At 55.5% G+C, this 19986-nt stretch carries 11 protein-coding genes and 2 rRNA genes; 10 read left to right on the top strand and 3 right to left on the bottom strand.

From position 1 onward, the window contains the following. Both A9Q02_RS12495 and rrf read left to right on the top strand, forming a co-directional pair. Positions 1–406, top strand: a 23S ribosomal RNA gene (locus tag A9Q02_RS12495); the annotation flags it as partial. Between the two features lie 93 nt (positions 407–499). Then, a 5S ribosomal RNA gene (gene rrf, locus A9Q02_RS12490) occupies positions 500–614 on the top strand. A 93-nt stretch (positions 615–707) separates the two neighbouring features. On the opposite strand, the gene pgsA is transcribed toward rrf, so the two are convergent. Further along, entirely contained in the window at positions 708–1319 is a 612-nt protein-coding gene (gene pgsA / locus A9Q02_RS12485; RefSeq protein WP_172450933.1) for a CDP-diacylglycerol--glycerol-3-phosphate 3-phosphatidyltransferase, read from the bottom strand. Positions 1320–1566: 247 nt separating this feature from the next. Here pgsA and A9Q02_RS12480 point away from each other — a divergent pair, with 247 nt between their 5' ends. From A9Q02_RS12480 to A9Q02_RS12470, 3 genes are all read left to right on the top strand, one after another. Continuing rightward, the gene (locus A9Q02_RS12480) at positions 1567–5763 is read left to right on the top strand and encodes an adenylate/guanylate cyclase domain-containing protein (protein ID WP_172450931.1); all 4197 of its coding nucleotides are present in this window, start codon (positions 1567–1569) and stop codon (positions 5761–5763) included. A 60-nt stretch (positions 5764–5823) separates the two neighbouring features. Next, entirely contained in the window at positions 5824–9270 is a 3447-nt protein-coding gene (locus tag A9Q02_RS12475) for a peptidase (protein WP_097653418.1), read from the top strand. Positions 9271–9573: 303 nt separating this feature from the next. Beyond that, the gene (locus tag A9Q02_RS12470) at positions 9574–11907 is read left to right on the top strand and encodes a sodium-translocating pyrophosphatase (RefSeq protein WP_245860525.1); all 2334 of its coding nucleotides are present in this window, start codon (positions 9574–9576) and stop codon (positions 11905–11907) included. An 89-nt stretch (positions 11908–11996) separates the two neighbouring features. Here the strand turns inward: A9Q02_RS12470 and A9Q02_RS12465 are convergent, their stop codons facing one another. Next, positions 11997–13610, bottom strand: a complete 1614-nt coding sequence (locus A9Q02_RS12465; protein ID WP_097653417.1) for an amidohydrolase — start codon at positions 13608–13610, stop codon at positions 11997–11999. Between the two features lie 141 nt (positions 13611–13751). Here A9Q02_RS12465 and A9Q02_RS12460 point away from each other — a divergent pair, with 141 nt between their 5' ends. Then, on the top strand, positions 13752–14432 hold the full coding sequence (locus A9Q02_RS12460; RefSeq protein ID WP_097653416.1) for a DM13 domain-containing protein: 681 nt from the start codon (positions 13752–13754) through the stop codon (positions 14430–14432). Positions 14433–14631: 199 nt separating this feature from the next. On the opposite strand, the gene A9Q02_RS12455 is transcribed toward A9Q02_RS12460, so the two are convergent. Beyond that, the gene (locus A9Q02_RS12455) at positions 14632–15567 is read right to left on the bottom strand and encodes an AEC family transporter (RefSeq protein WP_097653415.1); all 936 of its coding nucleotides are present in this window, start codon (positions 15565–15567) and stop codon (positions 14632–14634) included. A 294-nt stretch (positions 15568–15861) separates the two neighbouring features. On the opposite strand from A9Q02_RS12455, the gene A9Q02_RS12450 reads away from it, so the two are divergent. The 4 genes from A9Q02_RS12450 to A9Q02_RS12435 are packed head-to-tail and all read left to right on the top strand — an operon-like array spanning position 15862 to position 19984. Continuing rightward, entirely contained in the window at positions 15862–16827 is a 966-nt protein-coding gene (locus A9Q02_RS12450) for a glycosyltransferase family 2 protein (RefSeq protein ID WP_097653414.1), read from the top strand. A gap of 4 nt (positions 16828–16831) precedes the next feature. After that, entirely contained in the window at positions 16832–18085 is a 1254-nt protein-coding gene (locus A9Q02_RS12445) for a glycosyltransferase family 4 protein (protein WP_172450929.1), read from the top strand. After that, the gene (locus A9Q02_RS12440) at positions 18085–19050 is read left to right on the top strand and encodes a lysylphosphatidylglycerol synthase transmembrane domain-containing protein (RefSeq protein ID WP_097653412.1); all 966 of its coding nucleotides are present in this window, start codon (positions 18085–18087) and stop codon (positions 19048–19050) included. Before A9Q02_RS12445 ends, A9Q02_RS12440 begins: the two co-directional genes overlap by 1 nt. A gap of 22 nt (positions 19051–19072) precedes the next feature. Continuing rightward, entirely contained in the window at positions 19073–19984 is a 912-nt protein-coding gene (locus tag A9Q02_RS12435; protein ID WP_097653411.1) for a class I SAM-dependent methyltransferase, read from the top strand. The last annotated feature ends 2 nt before the right edge of the window (positions 19985–19986 follow it).

Here is a 19986-nt window from a genome sequence, read left to right as displayed (position 1 = left end):
GGCACCTCGATGTCGGCTCGTCGCATCCTGGGGCTGGAGTAGGTCCCAAGGGTTGGGCTGTTCGCCCATTAAAGCGGCACGCGAGCTGGGTTCAGAACGTCGTGAGACAGTTCGGTCTCTATCCGCTCTGAGCGCTTAGAGTATTGCGAGGGGCTGGCCCTAGTACGAGAGGACCGGGCTGGACGAACCGCTGGTGGAGGAGTTGTGGGGCGTCCTGCAGGCTCCGTAGCTATGTTCGGAAACAAGAACCGCTGAAAGCATCTAAGTGGGAAATGTGCCTCAAGATAAATACTCTCGCTGGTTTAGCCAGGTAAGACTCCCAGGAGATGACTGGGGTAAGCGGCCAGCACTGGACGCGGGGCGACCCGTGCAGGTGACTGGTGCGCAGAGTCGAGGGCTTCCCTCTGTTCCCATGCGGGCAGAGCGGGGCAAAGTGACGTCATATCACGCACGACGCTTCAGTTGGTACGGTAGGGCGCACGCTCAACCGGATGCCAGTTGGTGTGTGTTTTGCACCGTGGAACCACCCCGTCCCATCCCGAACCGGGTCGTGAAACATGGTCGCGCCGATGCTACTGGGGCCTGAGCCCTGGGAACGTAGGTCCACGCACCACACAACACAACAAACCCCACCGCCCGTCGGCAAAACCTGCCGACGGGCGGTGGGGTTTTTGGTTTGAAGATGAATGATGAGCGTGATCGTTTGCTTATTCTTTGGTGCGAGGAGCCCAGCTTTGCTTCAAGAGGGGGAAGGCATTCCAGAGGTACTCAAGGCCCGAAACAATGGTCAAAAGCAGGGCAAGCCCCATCGCGATCGGCCAGAGTCCGAAGAGGTTCTGCAATAGGCCGTCAAAAACGGTGCCCAGGATGCCCCCGCGTTCGGCATGGGCAGCAAGCAAGCGCCATACCAGGGCTATGACCGTAATGACGAGTTTTTGTTTGCCCAGTTGTCCTGCCGAGATGACTATTCCCTCAGCCGCAGCAAAGGAACGTAGCCCTGAAATAATAAACTCGCGAACAATAATTGCAAAGACAACCCATCCAGAGAGAAGCCCCGTCTGTACCATAGGAATCAGCACGCCCGTAACAAAGATCTTGTCGCTGATCGTATCAAGGAAGATGCCGAGCGGGGAAACAACATTGAGGTGACGGGCGATTTTACCATCGGCCATATCGCTGAGGGCCATGATGATCAACAGGGCCACAGCCCACAGGTCAGCAACAGGATCACTGATCACAACAAGCCAGAAGAGAAACGGGGTCGCGACAATCCGAAAAAGACCAAGCAGATTGGGCAGACTGCGCAAACTGGCGCGCATAAGATGTGTCCTGTCAATGGCGGTTTGCCTGGATGACGACTACGCCTCGGATTATAGCATAGCCATGGCTCGTATGGGTTGGCTGGTATGTTTGGCCGCGAAATCGCCAAACATACCAGTTAACGCTGCTGGAGGTAGATGCTAGACAGAACCGGTCAGTATCGTGCATAATCATATCATCGAAACCCTCCCCTGAGTGACGTTCATGTAGTGCTGTCAATTGAAGCGCAATAAAATGGTTGTTTCTATGGACACTCAGGTCTCTTATCTTGCCAGGTTCCTCGCTCAGCATTACCCTGAGCTGGCATCACAGTTGGCGCAAACAGGTGATCTGCCCGCTAATGAGCGGGTGCAACTGGCGCTTGTCTTACGTACGCGTCTTGCGGCGTGCGCGGCATTTATGCCTGCCCGCCTTGTTCAGGATCAGTTGCGTCAGCCACGACCGGGGCAGATTTCCGGGGCCTTCTGGAATGGCAGTTTGCTCTTTGCCGATCTCTCCGGCTTTACTGCGCTTTCTGAGCAACTCAGTAGTCTTGGGCGCCAGGGTTCTGAAGAGGTGACGGCCATCGTAAGCCACCTCTTTGATGTCTTGATTGCCGAGATCCATGCTCGCCAGGGTTCATTGTTGAAATTTGGCGGTGATGCGCTCACCGCCTTTTTTGATGCTGCCAGCCTGGGTGAGCGGCATGTGGCTGCTGCTGCTGCCGCCGCACTCGCGATGCAACGGCGTATGGATGCCTTTGCGGATTTGGCAACACGCGTTGGCACTTTTGCCTTGCGGTTGCGCGTTGGGGTGCATAGTGGTCGTGTCTTTGCGGCAAGTGTTGGTGATCAGAGCCATGTCGAGCTTGTGGTGACTGGCCCGGTGGTGAACCGAGTGGCGATGGCACAGGAACTGGCTGTGCCAGGGCAGGTCGTGATCTCAAGTGAGGCCATTGAATATATTCCTGGTGTTACGGTGCAAGGGGTTGGTCGTGGCTTTCATCGCCTGACCGATCTGCCTGAACCTGTGTTACCTCCGTCGCGTCCTGATCTCTTTGATCACAGTGGGTTTGATGATTTGCCGACTCTTGAACGACTGGCGCATCAACTCGCGGCACTTGAACCATACCTGGTTCGTGGGTTGCCACGACGTTTTCTTGAGGTCTCTCAAGTTGGGCTTGGTGAGTTTCGACCAGTTACGGTACTTTTTATCAACATTCACGATTTCAGCGCCATCCTTGCCCATCTGCAGGATGCGCCGGATCTGGCTGCAGCGGTCTTTAATGCCTATTATCGCCGGGTGCAGACGGTTGTCCATCGTTATGATGGTATTGTGAATAAAGTTGATATGTATACGCACGGCGACAAGTTGATGGTGCTGTTTGGGGCACCTGTTGCTCACGAGGATGCTTCGGTGCGCGCTATTCGTTGTGCGCTCGATCTCGCGACAACGCTCGAGGAAGCGAATGCTGAAGTGGTCGCCTTGCTGGCCCCGGTCTTGCCCACGCCATTCCAGTTTACGCATAAGATGGGGATCAATACGGGGACGGTCTTTGCAGGGCGGGTGGGTGGCTCGACCCGCTACGAATATACTGTGATGGGCTCGAATGTGAACCTCGCGGCACGGTTGATGTCAGCGGCCGCTGATCACGAAGTGCTCATCTCTCCGGCGACCCGGCTCATTGTGGCGGGTCAGTTTGACCTGGTTGATAGTTCACCGTTGCAACTCAAGGGCATTCGTGCGCCGGTCATTCCGTCACGCGTCGTTCGGGTTGCCGATGTTGCGCTACCGTTACGGGGTGGTGCGTCTGAGCAACGGACAGTCACAACCCCCTTGATCGGGCGTGATCACGAGTTGGCAACCTTGTTCGATCTGGCGAGCGATGCGTTGCTGGGGCATGGGCGGATGCTGGCGTTAGTGGGTGATGCTGGTGCTGGCAAGACCCGGCTTGCCGAAGAGTTGTTGCAACGTCTGGTGATTGCCAGCATGGCACCTGATGGTCGGGCGATGCCGTCGTTTTCGATCTATCTGGGTGAGTGTCAAAGTTATGATCAGCGGACGCCATACGCGGCTGTGCGTGGTCCTTTGCGCACGTTGTTGAGCCTGTCGGTGCGCTATTTGCACGAACCTGAGTTGACCGCACGGCTTTCTATTCGTGTACGTCAGCTTGCCCCTGAACTCGATCGCTTTACGCCTCTGCTTGGTGATGCGCTTGGCGTTGCGCTGGAAGAGACTCCGCTGACCACGTCGCTGTCACCTGAACAGCGGCACGACCGTCTTCAGGAACTGATCGTGGCGCTCTTTGCTGGGGCCACCAGGCAAGATCGGATGCTGATCCTGATTGAAGATGTCCATTGGGCGGATCTGCCTTCACATGAGCTCTTGAGTCAACTCGCTCTTGCCGCAGTTGACTTGCCGCTTTTATTGTTGGTGACCTATCGGCCTGATACGCCGATCACAGCCCTTTGGATTGAGAAGCCGACGACGGCCAAGATCCCGTTAGGTGAACTTACGAGTGAAGATTGCGTGGCTCTCTTGCGTGAATTGCTGGGGGGCACTGAACCACCCGCCGAAATCTTGCCGTTGCTTGAGCGCACGCAGGGCAACCCCTTCTTTATTGAAGAGTTGTTCCATGCCCTGGTCGCTGAACAGGTGCTTTGCCGTACGGAAAAGGGGGAGTGGCGGCTTGAGCGTACGCTCGACGAGGTTCAATTGCCGGGGAGTATCGAAGGCCTCTTGCTGGCCCGCCTCGATCGCCTGGATGAACCGCGTCAGGCGTTGCTCCAGGTTGCCTCGGTGATCGGGCGTCGTTTTCAACGTCCGATCATTGAAGGCGTCTATGCGAGCCAGTCTCCACTTGATGAAGGGCTTATGTATCTGGTGGGTTTTGAGTTGATCCAGGCCGAGCAACTTGATCAGATTCTCAGCTACCTTTTCCGGCATGCCCTGTTACGTGATGTAGCGTATGAGGCGATTCTCTATGCTCGGCGGCGGGTCTTGCATGAGCAGGTAGCCCACCGGATCGAGTCGTTGGCAGGTAGCCAACTCGAACCTCACCTGCCCATGCTGGCCTGGCACTATTTGCAGGCTGAAGCGTGGGATCAGGCGCTCGCGTATCACATTCGTGCCGCAGAACAGGCAACGCAGCGTTTTGCGAATCGTGATGCGCTGGCCCTCTATGGGATTGCCCTGACGGTCGCCCAGCGGCTGCAAGAGGTGCAGAGTACTCCGTCGTTGAAGCAACAGCTTATCTTGATCCACGAGCAGAGTGGCGATTTGAGGTTATTGCTTGGTGAGTATGACGATGCTGAAGTCCATTTTCGCGAAGCGCTCACACTGACCGTCCCCGGCGAAGAGAACTGGCTGCGGATGTATCGTCTGTTGGCAAGTGTCGAAGAGCGTCGTTCGCACTATGAACAGGCGTTTACCTGGTTACGTACCGGCATGGAAGGAATGTCGCTCGAATGGGGGGAAGAGCTTGCGCGTTGTTATTTGCTTGGGGCCGGGCTCTTTTTTCGGCAGAGCAAGTATGCCGAATCGATTGAATGGGCTTTGAAGGGCAAAGCGTTGGCCGAACAGGCGGGTAATCTGTCAGAACAGGCGCATACCTTTAAACTCCTGGGCTTGATCTATCGGGAACAAAGCATCCTTGATCAAGCGATTGCCGCACTCGATCAGGCGCGTGCGCTCTTTGCACAACTGAATGTGCTTGATGGTTTGAGCGATACACTCAATAATCTTGGCATGGTCTATCTGAATATGGGCCAGTGGGCTGATACGATCGCCTGTTATGAACAGAGCCTGGCGATCAGTGAGAATATTGGTGATGTGCAGGCGATTGCGCGTACTTCGAATAATCTTGCGGTTGTGCTGGTGGGGCGCAATCAACTTGAACGTGCCGGCGAACTCTATAAATTGAGCAATGCGATGTTTGCGCGGATAGGTTCGACGCTGGGCGTAGCGGTCACAACCTACAATCGTGGCGAAGTCTTGTTGTTGCAGGGTCGTCCGGCTGATGCGATGCCGCTCTTGCTGGAGGCGCTTGAGACCTTGCAGCAGATCAACGCACGCAACTTTTTGCCCGAGGTGTTGCGTTTAACGGCTGAAGCGGCGTTGGCGCTGGGCGATCTCGCCTTGGCTCAACTTCATGCTGAACGGGCTTTTACCTTAGCTGCGGAACTGGCGATGAAAGTCGAAGAGGCTACCGCGCATCGGGTCAGTGCGCAGGTGGCTCTGGTAGTTGGCGATTTTGCGAAAGCACAGGCCTGTTTGGAGACAAGTTATGCCGGGTTGAGCAAACTTGATAATCGCTATGAGTTGGGCAAAACGCGCTATCAGCAAGCGCGCCTTGCGCTTGCGATGGGTGATCGCGAGACCGCTGCGCAGGCACGGGCCGAAGCCCAGGCCATCTTTGCTGAACTTGATGCACAACGTGATCTTGCGCTGGTTCAGGCGTTATAAGCTCGCTTGCGCAACCACGCTGAGTCGGTTGCTTCTGTTACCTAAGATCGGAGCGTATGCATGCCACGTCAACTTATTGTGCTGCTCTTGATGGCCATCCTTGTGACGCCATTAGGGATGCAGCCTCCTGCCACTGCTCTGGCCGAGCCGGTTGAGGTTCCTGCGGCTACCTTGAGTGACGTCACTAAACTTCCTCCGTACATCGAACAAGAAGCGCCTGGTACCAGTTCAAATGATCGACCGCAAGATGCCGAGTGGATCGGTGATCGCACCATCCAGAGTTGGGAGCAGACGATAACTGGCGTTATTGATCGTTCGACCGATGTTGATTTCTTTCGCATAGTGGTGGCGCGGCCTGCCTCGCGCATCCAGATTGTGCTGGATCAGTTGCCTGATGATTATGATCTGGTGTTCGGCGGGGGGCCTGATCCTGAAGCTGGGATTGATCTTGCGTTTGATCCTGGGGTCCCTGGACTTGAAGGCATTACCCAGGTTGGAGGGAGCATCGGGGCGATCGGAGGGAGCATCGGGGCGATCGGAGGGAGCATCGGGGCGATCGGAGGAAGCATCGGGGCGATCGGAGGGAGCATCGGGGCAATCGGAGGGAGCATCGGGGCAATCGGAGGGAGTATCGGGGCGATCAGCATCAACAGTGGTCGCACCCCTGAAACGATTGACACGCTGATCTGGGTGCCGGGGGTCTACTATGTGGTTGTCGTGCCGCACAACAGCGCCTACCCTATCGGTGATACGAATGCGTCGTCGTACCGTCTCGGGGTACGTCTCGATGGAAGTGAGTTGACGATACCCCCATCGGCACCCGAGGTAGAACTGCGGCTTGATTTTTCCAGTTTGCCTGGTGGTGGCGAGTTTGGCATTGGTCCTGAGCAGATTACGACGTTATATATTCATCACCCACAACGTTTGGAGCAGATCTACGGGCCTGATGAAACCCCCCAGATGACCAATATTACCTCGATAGGGTTTGCGCTGGATTCACTGGCTTCGAGTCCACCGTGGAATAATAATGCTCCACCTGAATATGGGATTGTCCTGGATCTGGGGCTTTTGCAACCAGTCTTGAATGAACGTGCTGCGACGGCTTCGATCACGGAGGTGTATGATCTCTGGGATGTCAATCAAGGGAATCCCCTCTATGCCAACTATGTTGCGGGTCTGATCGACAACCTGATCGAAGCGGCCACGGAGACGGAACCAGTGACCAAGACAAATGCCGCCTTTTATTATGGGAATGCGGCTGAAGATGAGCGGATCACGTTCCCGAATGTCCGTAACATTGTCTTAATTGGTGGTGACAATATTGTCCCGTTCTTTCGTGCTCCGGATCTGACCACGATTGCCAACGAGGCTGACTATCTGGCGTACACCCGTGGCATCGTGGGCGGACGTGATATGATCATCCCCGATAGCGCGCTTGGGGCTGCCTTGCGGTATCGGATGCTCTTGACGGATAGCCCGTATGGCGCAGGGCGACCGTATCGTTTTTATGGATATCCCTTCCATTTGCCGCAACTGGCGGTTGGGCGGATTGTTGAGACGCCTGACGACATCTCCAACTATCTCAATGCACAGCTCTATGGAAGTGAATATACCAACAGGCCCTTCCACATTGATGTCACCTCGCGGGGTGGTGGTGAACCGGGGCCTGCCCGTGCTTCAGTGACGGGATATGACTTCTTGACGGATCAGGCGCAGGCAGTCACCAATATTTTAACGAGAACCAGGTCATTTCCTCAGGAAGTCAACGCTTTGATCAATGATCGATGGACGCGCCCGGATCTTGAGCGTACCTGGTTTGATGGGCGGCTTGATATTGACTTCCCATTGCCCCGAGATGGCTTTGTCAACTTGCAATCATCGCTTCCGCTCGTGCTTAACTCGGTGAATGCCCATTTTGACCACTGGCAATTACTGCCTGCGGTTGAAGGCGCTGCCACGGGGAACTTCCCTGCCGAGCGTTTGCTTGTGCCGGAGTATGAATTTTCATCGCCTGGAGTCTACTTCATGGGGACGCTCGGCTATTCGGTCGGGTGTCACAGTGGCTACAACGTGCATGACGGGGCAATTGCCGAAGGGATGCCGTTGCTCTACCGGGCCGACTTTGCCGAAGCCCTGAACCGTCACGGCGGCAACTGGATTGGCAATACCGGCTATGGGTATGGCACCACAGACGGGATTGACTACTCTGAGCGGCTATCGGTGTTGCTCACCGAGGAACTAGCGCGTGAAGTTGTCGTGGAAGCGTTCGGTCGCTCACCTGCCCAAAGTCTCTTCCCAATTGGGCCAACGATTGGTGATGCGCTGGTGAAGGCCAAGCAGCGTTATGTGCGCAACTCGACGACGCTGAGCGCGTATGACTACAAAGCGATCAGCATCATGACGCTCTATGGCCTGCCCTTTATTCGGGTGGAGATAGAAAAGCCCTTGCCGCCGCCACTGGAAGATCCGTCACCAACCAAGACAGCACCGCTCGAGATCAATACGCCAATTCAACCAGATCGTCTGGGGCGCTTGACACGAACCATTACCTTCACCATTGATCTCAAGCCCGAGGATTTTGTTCTGGTTCGCCGGACAGGGAGCACGATCCTGCGGCCCGGCCCCGAGAGTATCAAGGTGGAGGACAGCTTTGGCGAGGCTTTTGTCCGACCGCCGCGGCTTTTTGAGAACAACCAGGTGGCCGTACCAGTCTTGCCCAACCTTGCCTACGATATCAGTGCGCTCAGCAACGGCAGTACGGAACGCTTGCGGGTACGGGATGTGGTGATGATTGGTGGCATCTACGATGAACGGGAGGGCTTTGATCCGCAGATCACCCAGGTCGTGACGGAGACATCGAGCCCGATTATCGAGACCGACATTGAACCTGAGTTTCCGGCGGGGATTGGGATCTGGTTCCCCGACAAAATGTTTGCGTACAGCACGGTTGGCGAAGGGGAATTGCAGCGTGATCAGTTGGCGACCGCGATGGCACAGTTCCGCACCGATCCCAGTGGCAAGATTGGCACCTTACGCCCATACCGCCAGCTTGTCTTCCAGGTCTTCTACGAAGATCCCGATCCGAAGCTGCTCACCGGAGAGATTCTCGCGCTGCGGAGCGATACGCTGCCACCGATCATCGAGTCGGTAGCTGTCCGTTCACCTGATGTCAGCATCCAACTCGCACAGGCGACAGAGGCGCTCGTAGAAATACAGGTGCGTGACGTCTCGCTCAGCACAGAGTTTGGGCGCAGCGGCATTGCCGATGTCAGTATGATCTACATTGGCCCTGATGGGCGCACCTGGGAAAACCGTGCGCTTGAACAAACCGCTCCTGGCTCAGGTATGTATCAAAGCATTGTGCCGATCCATCCGGGTGACTTGCGGATCATCGCACGGGCGACTGATCGAGCGGGCAATACGAGTCATTTCACGTTCAAGGGTACCTTTACGCCGCTCTCATTTGAGCGCTATCAGGTCTTCCTGCCTAGTTTGCGACGGTCTTGAAGCTGAAGCTGAAGGCCTCGTGCCGCGGCAACTTGGCTGCTCCGGCACGAGGCCTTCAGTTCTCATTTATTCACTTTGCAAGCTTTACAATTCAATCCTTCATGTGCTAGAATAAACCCGCCCGAGGGGGCTTGATAGACAAGCACCGGGCCAGGCTCTCCCCTAACAGCGTACATCGAGATGCCCTATCAAGGGGCTACGTTGTCGCATTGTTACATATGCTGATGCCTCATGCATATATGATTTGCTACCCGTCTTTTTTGAAGCTGATGTAGTCCCCCACTGCAACGAAGGAGTTGTGCGATGCTGGAAGGACTGGATGCATTACAGCAGGCGGCTGTATGGGCTGTGCTCGCCATTTCGGTCTTTGGTATTGTCTATGCTTTTGTCCTGAGGGCGCAGGTTCTCGCTGAGGATAAGGGTACGGCAAAGATGCAAGAGGTCTGGGGTTTTATCAAGCAAGGTGCGAATGCGTATCTGAGTCAACAATTTCGGACGATTGCGATTCTGATCGTAATTCTTACCTTTGTGCTTGCGGCAAGCGTCTTGATTGTGCCACCAACCCAGGAAGCCGTCGAGCGCTTTGGCTCGGAAGAGGCAGCGGTGCTCTGGGTATCGATTGGGCGAGCCGTTGCCTTTTTGATGGGCTCACTCTTTTCGTATGCAGTTGGTTTTGTCGGGATGAGTGTTGCGGTTGAAGGCAATGTGCGGGTTGCAGCGGCGGCACGCAAAGGTTACAATCCGGCGCTCCAGATTGCCTACAAATCGGGGTCGGTGACGGGTATGCTCACGGTGGGGCTCGGCCTGTTTGGTGGGACGCTGATTTTTATCGTCTTTGGCATTGCTGCACCTGATGCGTTGCTTGGTTTTGGTTTTGGCGGTTCACTGATTGCGCTCTTTATGCGGGTCGGTGGAGGAATCTACACCAAAGCCGCCGACGTTGGGGCTGACCTGGTGGGCAAGGTTGAGGCGGGGATTCCTGAGGATGATCCGCGCAATGCGGCGGTCATTGCTGACCTGGTCGGTGACAATGTCGGTGACTGCGCCGGGATGGCTTCGGATGTCTTTGAGAGCTTTGAAGTGACGCTGGTTTCGGCGCTCATCCTGGGCCTGGTGCTTGGTGATGCTGTCTCGGGGACGATTGGCGATGGTCAGTATGATCTGCGCTTTATTCTTTTCCCGTTGATCCTGCGGGCGATTGGCGTCATTGCCTCGGTGATTGGCAATAGTCTGGTGCGCACCGATGAGCGTCGTCGCAATGCGATGGCGGCGATGAATCGGGGCTTCTATGTTGCTGCGGTTATTGGGGCCCTCGGTGGCGTTGTTGCCAGTTTCTTCTTTATGCGCAATGCCGATGGCTCGATTGACTGGCGTCCGCTGCTGGCGACGCTGGCCGGTCTTGCCCTTGCGATTGGGCTCGATAAACTCACCGAGTACTTTACGAGCACCCACTATAGCCCAGTGAAAGAGACAGCACGCTCTTCACAGACCGGGGCGGCCACCAATATTCTTTCTGGTCTGGCCCTCGGTATGGAGTCGAGTGTTTGGGCGGTGATGGTGATCTGTGTGTCGATCTTTAGCTCGGTGCTGATCTTCAGTGGCTTTTCGCCTGATCCCTTTGTCTCGTTCACGGCAGTGCTCTATGGTGTGTCACTGACCGGTATCGGGATGCTGTTGCTGACGGGCAATACGATTTCGATGGACAGCTTTGGGCCGATTTCGGATAATGCCAATGGCATCGGCGAGATGGCTGGCCTCGATAAGAATGCCCGTAATGTGATGGATGACCTTGATGCCGTTGGCAATACGACCAAGGCTGTTACCAAAGGCATTGCAATTGGCTCGGCAGTCATTGCGGCTGTGGCCCTCTTTGGTTCGTACCTCACGGATGTCAATAAAGTGCAGCAGCAACTGATTGATGCGGGCGAGCAGGGCGTTCAGTTACTGACGGGGATCAATGTGGCGCAGCCAACGGTCTTTATCGGGTTGTTGATTGGCGGGGCAGTGCCCTTCCTCTTCTCGGCCCTGACGATCCGTGCAGTGTCGCGTGCTGCTTCGCAAATCGTGACTGAGGTGCGTCGTCAGTTCCGTATCCCCGGTCTGATGGAGGGCAAGGTTCAGCCGGATTATACCCGTGCGGTACTGATTTCTACGACGGCGGCCCAGAAGGAGTTGATCAGCCTCGGGATTATCGCGGTGATGGTGCCGATCCTGGTTGGTTTCTTGCTTGGTGTTGAAGCCCTTGGAGGTTTCCTCGCCGGCATTATTCTCTCGGGTCAGTTGATGGCGGTCTTCCAGTCGAATGCTGGTGGGGCATGGGATAATGCCAAGAAGTATATCGAAGAGGGCAACTTTGGCGGCAAGCATAGCGATCCCCATAAGGCCGCTGTGGTTGGTGATACCGTTGGTGATCCCCTCAAGGATACGGCAGGTCCCGCCCTCAATCCGATGATCAAGGTGATCAACCTGGTGGCGCTGATTATTGCTCCGGTTGTGGTTACAGTTAACCCAGGTAGCCCCGGGGTGATCATTGGCATGATCTTCTGTTTTGCCCTGCTGGTCTGGGCGATCTGGCAGAGCAAGCGTGAGGCGGAACAGATCAGCGAGGTGGCGAAGGCTTCGGCAAGCGCTGATTGAGGTTGAGCGTAGAGTTTCATCTGAACCAGGGGTGGCGTGGGCCGCCCCTGGTTTTTATTTGGGTGGGGAGGATTTACCGCAGAGGGTGATCAGGAGGCGGCGAAGATGATTTTGCCGCCGACGATGGTGAGGATGACCTTGATGGTGGCAAGTTCTTCGGCAGGGAGGCTGTAGGGGTCGCGGTCAAGGACGATGAAGTCGGCGAGGTAGCCCGGTGCCAGTTGCCCTTGATCATCGTCGCGGTGGCCGGCGTAGGCGGCCCAGGTGGTGTAACCGGCAAGCGCCTCTTCAAGCGTGAGCCGTTGATCGGGCAGGCCATGATCGAGGGGTTGCCGGTTGAGCGCGACGTGGATGCCTTTGAATGGGTTGGCGTCGGCCACAGGCCAGTCACTGCCCAGGGCGAGACGCGCATTGGCAGCGCGGAGTCGTCGCCATGCGAAGCCCCAGGGCCAGCGTGCCGGCCCGCTCATACGTCGCCAGGTGTTCTGTGGATCGAGGCCAAAGTTGGCATGAATGGGCTGGATCGCTGCAATGACGCCTAGTTCGGCAAAGCGTGGGGCGTCAGCAGGGTCAAGCAATTCGACATGCTCGATGCGATGGCGCGTATCACGTTGCCCGTTTGCCTGCTGGATCGCGGCAAAGCCGTCGAGCGTCTGGCGTACGGCGGCGTCACCGATGGCATGGACAAAGACCTGTAACCCCAACGCATCGGCTGTGCTTGCTAGATGCACAAATTCTTCGAAGCCATAGTTGGCGACGCCCAGATCGCCGCTGCCATCGGCGTATGGTGTGAGCAACAGGGCGGTTTTTGACTCGACGACCCCGTCCATAAAGAGTTTCACCGCACCGGTGCGCAGATATGGCCCGTGAAGCTGCCCGGTTGTTGCCGCCCATTGTTTGATGCAGTCAGGATCGTCGCCTGGTGAGAGTGAAAGTGGCAAGAGAATGCGCAAAGACAACTCGTCGTTGGCAATCAAGTGTTGCAACAGCTTGACCTGATGCTCGTCGCCGTCCATATTGTGAACACTGGTCAAGCCGAGGGCAGCTAGTTGACGTAAGGCCTGACGAAGCAAGGTGAGCCGGGTTGCATCGGTGACAGGAGGCAGAAGGCGGCTCACCAGCGTCATCGCCTCGCTCTCGCGCAATTCGCCTGTGGCAAAGCCCGCATCGTCGAGCACCACCGTGCTGAAGGCACTGCCTGTCTCGGCACCATGCAGCATACCTGCCATCTGGAGGGCCCTCGTATTGACCCAGGCGGTATGACCATCAAAGGCCGTCAAAAAGACCGGACGATCAGGAACCACGGCATCGAGGAGGTGGCGATGGATCGTTTCGCCGCCAGCAAAGAGGCGATATTTCCAGCCCCTTCCGATCAGCCAGGCATCTTGAGGGAGCGTCGTTGCAGCCGTGCGGAGGCGAGTTTGCACCTCAGCAAGATCGGTGGCATCTTCGAGGGCAAGCTGACCGAGGCTAAGGGCACCAGAGAGCAGATGGAAATGGCTATCAATCAGGCCAGGCAGGATGCGGCGCCCCTCGGCATCGAGCACTATGGTCGCAGGGCCGTGCCAGGTGTCGGCATCGGCGTCACTGCCGAGCCAGGCAATGCGATCGCCAACGACGGCCATGGCTTCGGCGTGAGGCAGGGCTGGATCAAGGGTAGCAATGCGGGCATTGCGCACGAGTAATGTTGCTGTAAGCGACATAAATGTCCTCTCAATGTACGAGTAGCGTGACTGGTGACGCGACCTTGACGATGGATCTGATGTTATGTATGCTAGCTCACAGTTGTCTCTTTGAAGCTATTGTACGCTATCCCTCAGGAATTCAGCGAAAGGATCTTGTCTATGTCACCTCCACATACAACGCGTCGTATCCCAACACTGGTACTGTGGCTCGGCCTCCCAGTTTTGCTTTTCGGGGCGGCTTTTGTCTGGTGGGCGATCAGTCCGCTTTTTCTCAGCACGCGGGTAGACGAAGCCTTCCCGGTTGCCGTTGCCTCAGCAAGCCCGGATCCAACCGTAGCGCCTGAGATAGTGGCAGCAATGCCATCAGCAACGGCTACGCCTGACACCAACCCTGTCACAGTGACGGCGACGCCTGAGGCACCTACGCCAGGGGCGACTGAGGCGCCTACGCCAAGTATGGAACCAACGGTTGCTGAAGCGCCAACTGAGCCAATTGCCTTGGCGAGTGGCACGTTTACCTTTATCGACCGGCTGCACTGGGCAGAGGGCCAGGCAACCATCTACCAGCTGCCCGATGGGAGTCGTATTTTACGGCTCGAAAACTTCAAAGCACAGAATGGCCCGGATCTGCGCATTGGCATTGCCGGCCACCCCATGCCACGTAGCAGTGCGGAACTGCATGATACCGGGCCTGGCTACATTGAGTTTGAGCGTCTGACGGCCAACGAAGGCAATCAGAACTACGCTATCCCTGCGGATCTGGATCTCGACGGTTTTCTGTCGGTCGTCATCTACTGCCGTGCCTTCAGCACCGTTTTCAGTACGGCTGAGTTGACGTAAAGCTAGCCTGACAACAAAGGCTCGCGAAACAGACCTTTGTTGTCAGGTCTAGAGCCAAGACCTTGCAAAGAAGGCGGTTGGTTTGACGCAAAGGCGCAAAGGTTTTCGCGTAAGTGAGCGAACCCTTCGCGCCTTCGCGTGAGCTTCTTTGCAAAGAATTGGGCCTAGCGCGATCTTTGAGGGCTTGTGGCTTGCGCCGCTATACGCCGAGCAACGTCAACAACACAGACAACGTTACGATACTCAACACTGAAGAGACGATCACCGTGCTCACGACGAGGCTGGGACGGCTGTCGAACTCGAGGGCGAGGATGGTTGTATTGACTGCGGCTGGCATACCGGCGAGCATCACGCCCACCGCGAGGCTCAACGGGGCAAGCCCGAGGGCGAGCCCGAGGCCATAGGCCGCGAGGGGTGAGACAAGCAGGCGCAAGATCGTTGCCATTGTGACCAGGCCAGGTTCCTGGATATGCAGGCCACCGGCGAGCTGGGTACCGAGTACCACGAGCATCATGGGCAGCGTGGCATCGCCAAGCAGGGCGAGACCGCGAAACAGACCGGCGAAGAGCCCCTGGGCAAGAACCGGGTCAAAGCCAGTTGCGCGTACGGCAAAGGCGGCCACGGTTGCATAGATCTGAGGCATACGCAACACCCGTGTGGTCACCTCACGGAGGAGGCCCGGACCGGCCTGGGCGGCACCGGCGGCGGCCACGGCGACCCCGAGCGTTTGTGAGAGCACGGACTGCACAATGAAATAGAAGATCGCCAGGGTAAACCCAGCCTCACCAAAGGCAAAACGGGAAGCTGGTAAGCCGTAGTTGCCCGAGTTCATAAAAAGGGTCACGAGCAACAGGCCACTCAAATCACGGCCACGGACGCCAAAAGGCAAGGCCACGGCGAGGGTCAACACCCCCATCACCACAACTGTGCCAACGGCCAGCGTAACCATCCCCAGTGCGCCGCTGCCACTGAGATCAGCGCGTACCAGGGACGTAAAGATCAGAGCCGGGCTCATCCCATAGATCACCACCCGATTGAGGGTTACCTGGTCAAGGGGCATTTGCCGGCGCAACAACATCCCGATGATTGCCACCAGCGCGACCGGCAGCAGCACCTCAAACAGCACACGAACCACGAGCCTTCTCCATACCAAAAACGGTTGTCCAGCGGGACAACCGTGAAGGGGGGGGAAAGGTCGGATGCAGCTAGGGCAAGCATGTTGGGCGACCGACCTCTGATCTATGTAGCCCTAGTATACACCACTTCATGCCGCAGTGCATCAGGGATTTTTTCCTTCTGGTGTGTAGCGGGCCAAACATGCCAGCAAAGCTGGCATGTTTGGCCCGCTACACACCAGGGTTTGTGGTATGGTTGATACGCTACAATAGGGGTGGAAGAAGAGACATAAGATCCGGTGATTGAGGAGGCGATGGCTAGCACACAGGTTGCGCCCTGGCTTTCGGTGGTCGTACCGATCTACAACGAAGAAGAGAGCATCCCGCATCTCTACACGCATCTCACGGCAGCGCTAGCGCAGATCGACAAGCCGTATGAGATCATCTGTGTTGATGACGGTTCACGAGATGGCAGTTTTGCGTTACTGCATGAACTAGCCGACCGGGATGCACGTGTGCGCGTGGTACGTTTTCGGCGCAACTTTGGGCAGACAGCGGCGTTTGCGGCGGGCTTTGACCGGGCGCGGGGCGAATGGCTGGTCACGATTGATGCCGATCTCCAGAACGATCCGGATGATATCGCAATGTTGCTGGACAAAGCCGCCGAGGGCTTTGATGTCGTCAGCGGGTGGCGGGCACACCGACAGGATCCGTTTCTAAACCGACGACTACCTTCGATCATTGCCAACCGCATGATTTCGTGGGCAACAGGAGTGACGTTGCATGACTATGGGTGTTCACTGAAAGTCTACCGTACCGACATTGTCAAGCACATCTCGTTATACGGAGAACTGCATCGTTTTATTCCAGCGATTGCCTCGTGGCAGGGTGTTGCGGTCGCCGAAATGCCGGTCAATCACGCCCCACGGCGTTACGGCACCTCAAAATACGGGATCAGCCGAACGACGAGGGTCTTGCTTGATCTGATCACCGTACGCTTTCTGCTCTCGTACTCCACGCGACCAATGCAAGTCTTTGGGAGCGTCGGGCTCATCTTGGGCACGCTGGGCAGCATCTTGTTGGCCTATCTGGGGTACATTCGGCTCTTTTTGGGCAGCCCATTGAGTGACCGACCGTTATTACTGCTCGCAGTACTGCTCGTCGTGCTGGGGGTGCAACTGGTTGGCATGGGCTTGCTAGGCGAACTGATCACGCGGGTCTATTACGAAGGCAGCAACCGGCCCATCTATGCGGTACGCGAGGAATTGAATGGAGAGTGAGGGGATGACGACTGCCAAGCGGGTGTTAATGGTTGCACCGACCCCGTATTTTTCGGATCGTGGTTGCCATGTGCAAATTTATGAAGTAGCACGGTCACAACAACTTCAAGGGAACCATGTGGCGATTGTGACCTATCACCTTGGCAATGATCCCGGTCATATTCCAATCTATCGCATTCCTCAGATCCCCTGGTATCACAAGCGCTCAGCCGGTCCTTCCTGGCATAAATTTTATCTGGATCTGCTTCTTCTCGGGCGCACCCTGCAAATTGCCCGACGCTATCGACCGCATCTTTTGCATGCGCATTTGCATGAAGGAGCTGCGATTGCTCTTCCGGTGGCCCGTTTGCTGAACGTGCCACTTGTGCTTGATTTACAGGGGAGTATGGCTGGAGAGATGGTCAACCACAAATTCATTCGGGAAGGGGGAAGGCTCTATCGTCTGGCTGAACTTACTGAGCGGACGATCATACGCCATGTTGATGCAATGCTTATGTGGTCTTACATTCGTGAGTCGTTGCAGCGGCGTTTTGATTTTCCACCTGATCGTGTTTTTGAGGTAGATTATGGTGTTGATCCAGAGCGATTTCGCCCATATGGAAAAGAGGATCTGCAAGATCTCTATGATGAACTTGGCTTACCGCGTGAGCGTCAGGTTGTGGTGTATCTGGGCGTACTAAGCGCTTATCAAGGGGTTGATCTTTTGTTAGACGTCGTGCCTCGCATTCTGGCGTCCTGTCCTGATACCCACTTTCTCCTTATGGGCTATCCCGACGAAGAGCAATACCAGGCACAAGCTCATGCTCTTGGCATTGCTGATCACGTAACATTGCCAGGGCGTATTGCGTATCAGCAAGCTGCCCGGTATCTCGCGCTAGGTGATGTCGCTGTATCGGCCAAATTGACCAGTATGGAAGGCAATGGCAAACTCCTCAATTACATGGCCTGTGGTTTGCCGACGGTTGCATTTGATCTGCCAGGCAATGTGGCTACACTTGGCGAGGCTGGATGTTATGCGCCAGTTGGTGATGGGCTTGCCCTGGCTGAACGTATCGTTACCTTATTGCGTGATCCATTGGAGCGTGAACGTCGAGGCCAGGAATTGCGCAGGCGCTGCGAAGATCGATATAGCTGGCATGCGATTGGGGCGCAGATCAATGCCATGTATGATACCGTGCTTGCACAACGAGGTATCGTCATTTCTTCACCGTCTGGTCATTCGGCTGCTCGTGACAGTTCCTCTGGAGGGCGGAACTGATGGGCAAGACAGTCTTGCGCATCGTGCTAACCCTGTTTCTGGTTGGATGGTTACTGACGCAGGTAGACCTCACCAGCGTGGGAGCGATCTTGCGTGGGGCTAATCACTGGTGGCTCATTGCAGGTATCCTGGCAAATCTTTTTGCGCTCTTTTTCGGTACATTACGCTGGCAGTTATTGTTATATGGAATGGGGGTTCGGCAACCATTCTTGAATTTGCTACGGATTTTGTTGATCGGTACTTTTTTTAGCATGTTTTTGCCTTCATCCATTGGGGGCGATCTCGTGAAGATGGTGCTGATTGCTCCAGACACCGAGCAACGCGAGGCTGCCGTTTCGTCAGTGCTGATGGATCGCATTATTGGGATGGGAGTTACCATTGCGTTCGGCATCATAGCACTCCTTTTTTTGCCTGAAGTCTGGATTAACACGACGCTGATCATCGCCCTGTTCGCGATCATGATTCTTTTTGTAGGTGCAGTTGGCCTCCTTTTTAACAATACATCGTTGAAAGTCATTGAATACATGCTCCCCAGGCGGATCTGGCAGCGGCTAGGGACTTCACTTGTGAAAGCGCATACGAGTCTCATGGCCTTGCGGAAGCGTCCCGATATCCTGTTTGGTAGTGCTCTTGTTTCGGCATTACGGCAACTAACGATCTGCTTGGCAGTCTATTTTGCGGGTAGAGCGTTTGGGATTATGGCAAGTCCGGTCGCCTATTTTGCCATGATCCCCTTCAGTCAGGCGATTACGGTTCTCCCAATCGCAATTAATGGACTGGGTTTACAAGATAATGCCCTTGTGTTGCTACTGGGTTTTGTTGGAGTGAGCCCGGCCGAGGCTCTTGCGTTATCGCTCTTTATGCATGTTTTAAGTAATGGCACAGGTTTGATTGGTGGATTAGTCTTTGCGATTGGTCGCCGTCGTCAATCGATTCCCGACACGGTGTTTAAGCAAGGCCTGTGACCTCAGGTTAAAGGAGCGAGTTGTGCATGTGCAGCGTTGCAATCTCTGTGGAAATGAAACCTTTCATACGCTTGGCAGAGGCTACGATCGCACGATTTTGACGAATAGGGCCATCTACACATTGCTTCAGTGTCGAGAGTGTGGTCTGGTTACGCTGACGCCACGCCCCACCACGGAGGCAGAACTAGCGGCGATCTATCCGGCTTCTTATGAGAGTTATATGCAGCGCCCCCAGTCACTCTTCATGTTGATGCGTCGTATGGCCTGGCGTGCTGAGATTGGTGAAATTCTTGCCCTGACAACGCCAGCAAGCCGTATTCTTGAACTTGGTTCAGCAACAGGTGAGTTTCTCAACGAATTACGTCGTCGTGGGCGGCCTCATCTCACCGGTATTGAGATCAGTGGTGTGGCAGCACAGCTTGCACGCCATCGCTATGATCTGGATGTGCGTACCGGCCAATTAGCTGAGATTGATCTTCCTCCGGGTAGTGTTGATCTTGTTGTGATGAGACATGTGCTGGAACATGTTGCTGATCCATTCGCCCTACTGAAGTATATTGAGTATATCCTGCGTCCTGGGGGCTATTGCATTGTTACGATTCCAAATCTTGACTCGCATACGGCCCGTATTTTCAAGTCTCATTGGTATGGATATGATGTTCCTCGTCATCTTTCGCTCTTTCCTTCCACCACACTTGCACTTTTGTTTCGTTTAGTGTCATTGCGTATCTGTTCAATTATGCATATTTCAACGCCCAATTTTTGGATCGGGAGTACACGTTTCTGGTTGCAAGCACTGGGTTTTGGGAAGTTAGCGCGTTTTGTTCGTTATCAAAATCCGTTCGCGATTCTGTTCTTTCTGCCCTTTGGGTTAATTTCTGCTTTCATGAAGTCAAGTGGGGTTATCCGCATTATTGCGCAACGCCCAAGATAAGC

The sequence above is a fragment of the Candidatus Chloroploca asiatica genome (genome assembly GCF_002532075.1).
GTDB lineage: Bacteria > Chloroflexota > Chloroflexia > Chloroflexales > Chloroflexaceae > Chloroploca > Chloroploca asiatica.
Note: the sequence above shows the minus strand (reverse complement) of the source record. Positions and strands in the feature narration are given on the sequence as shown.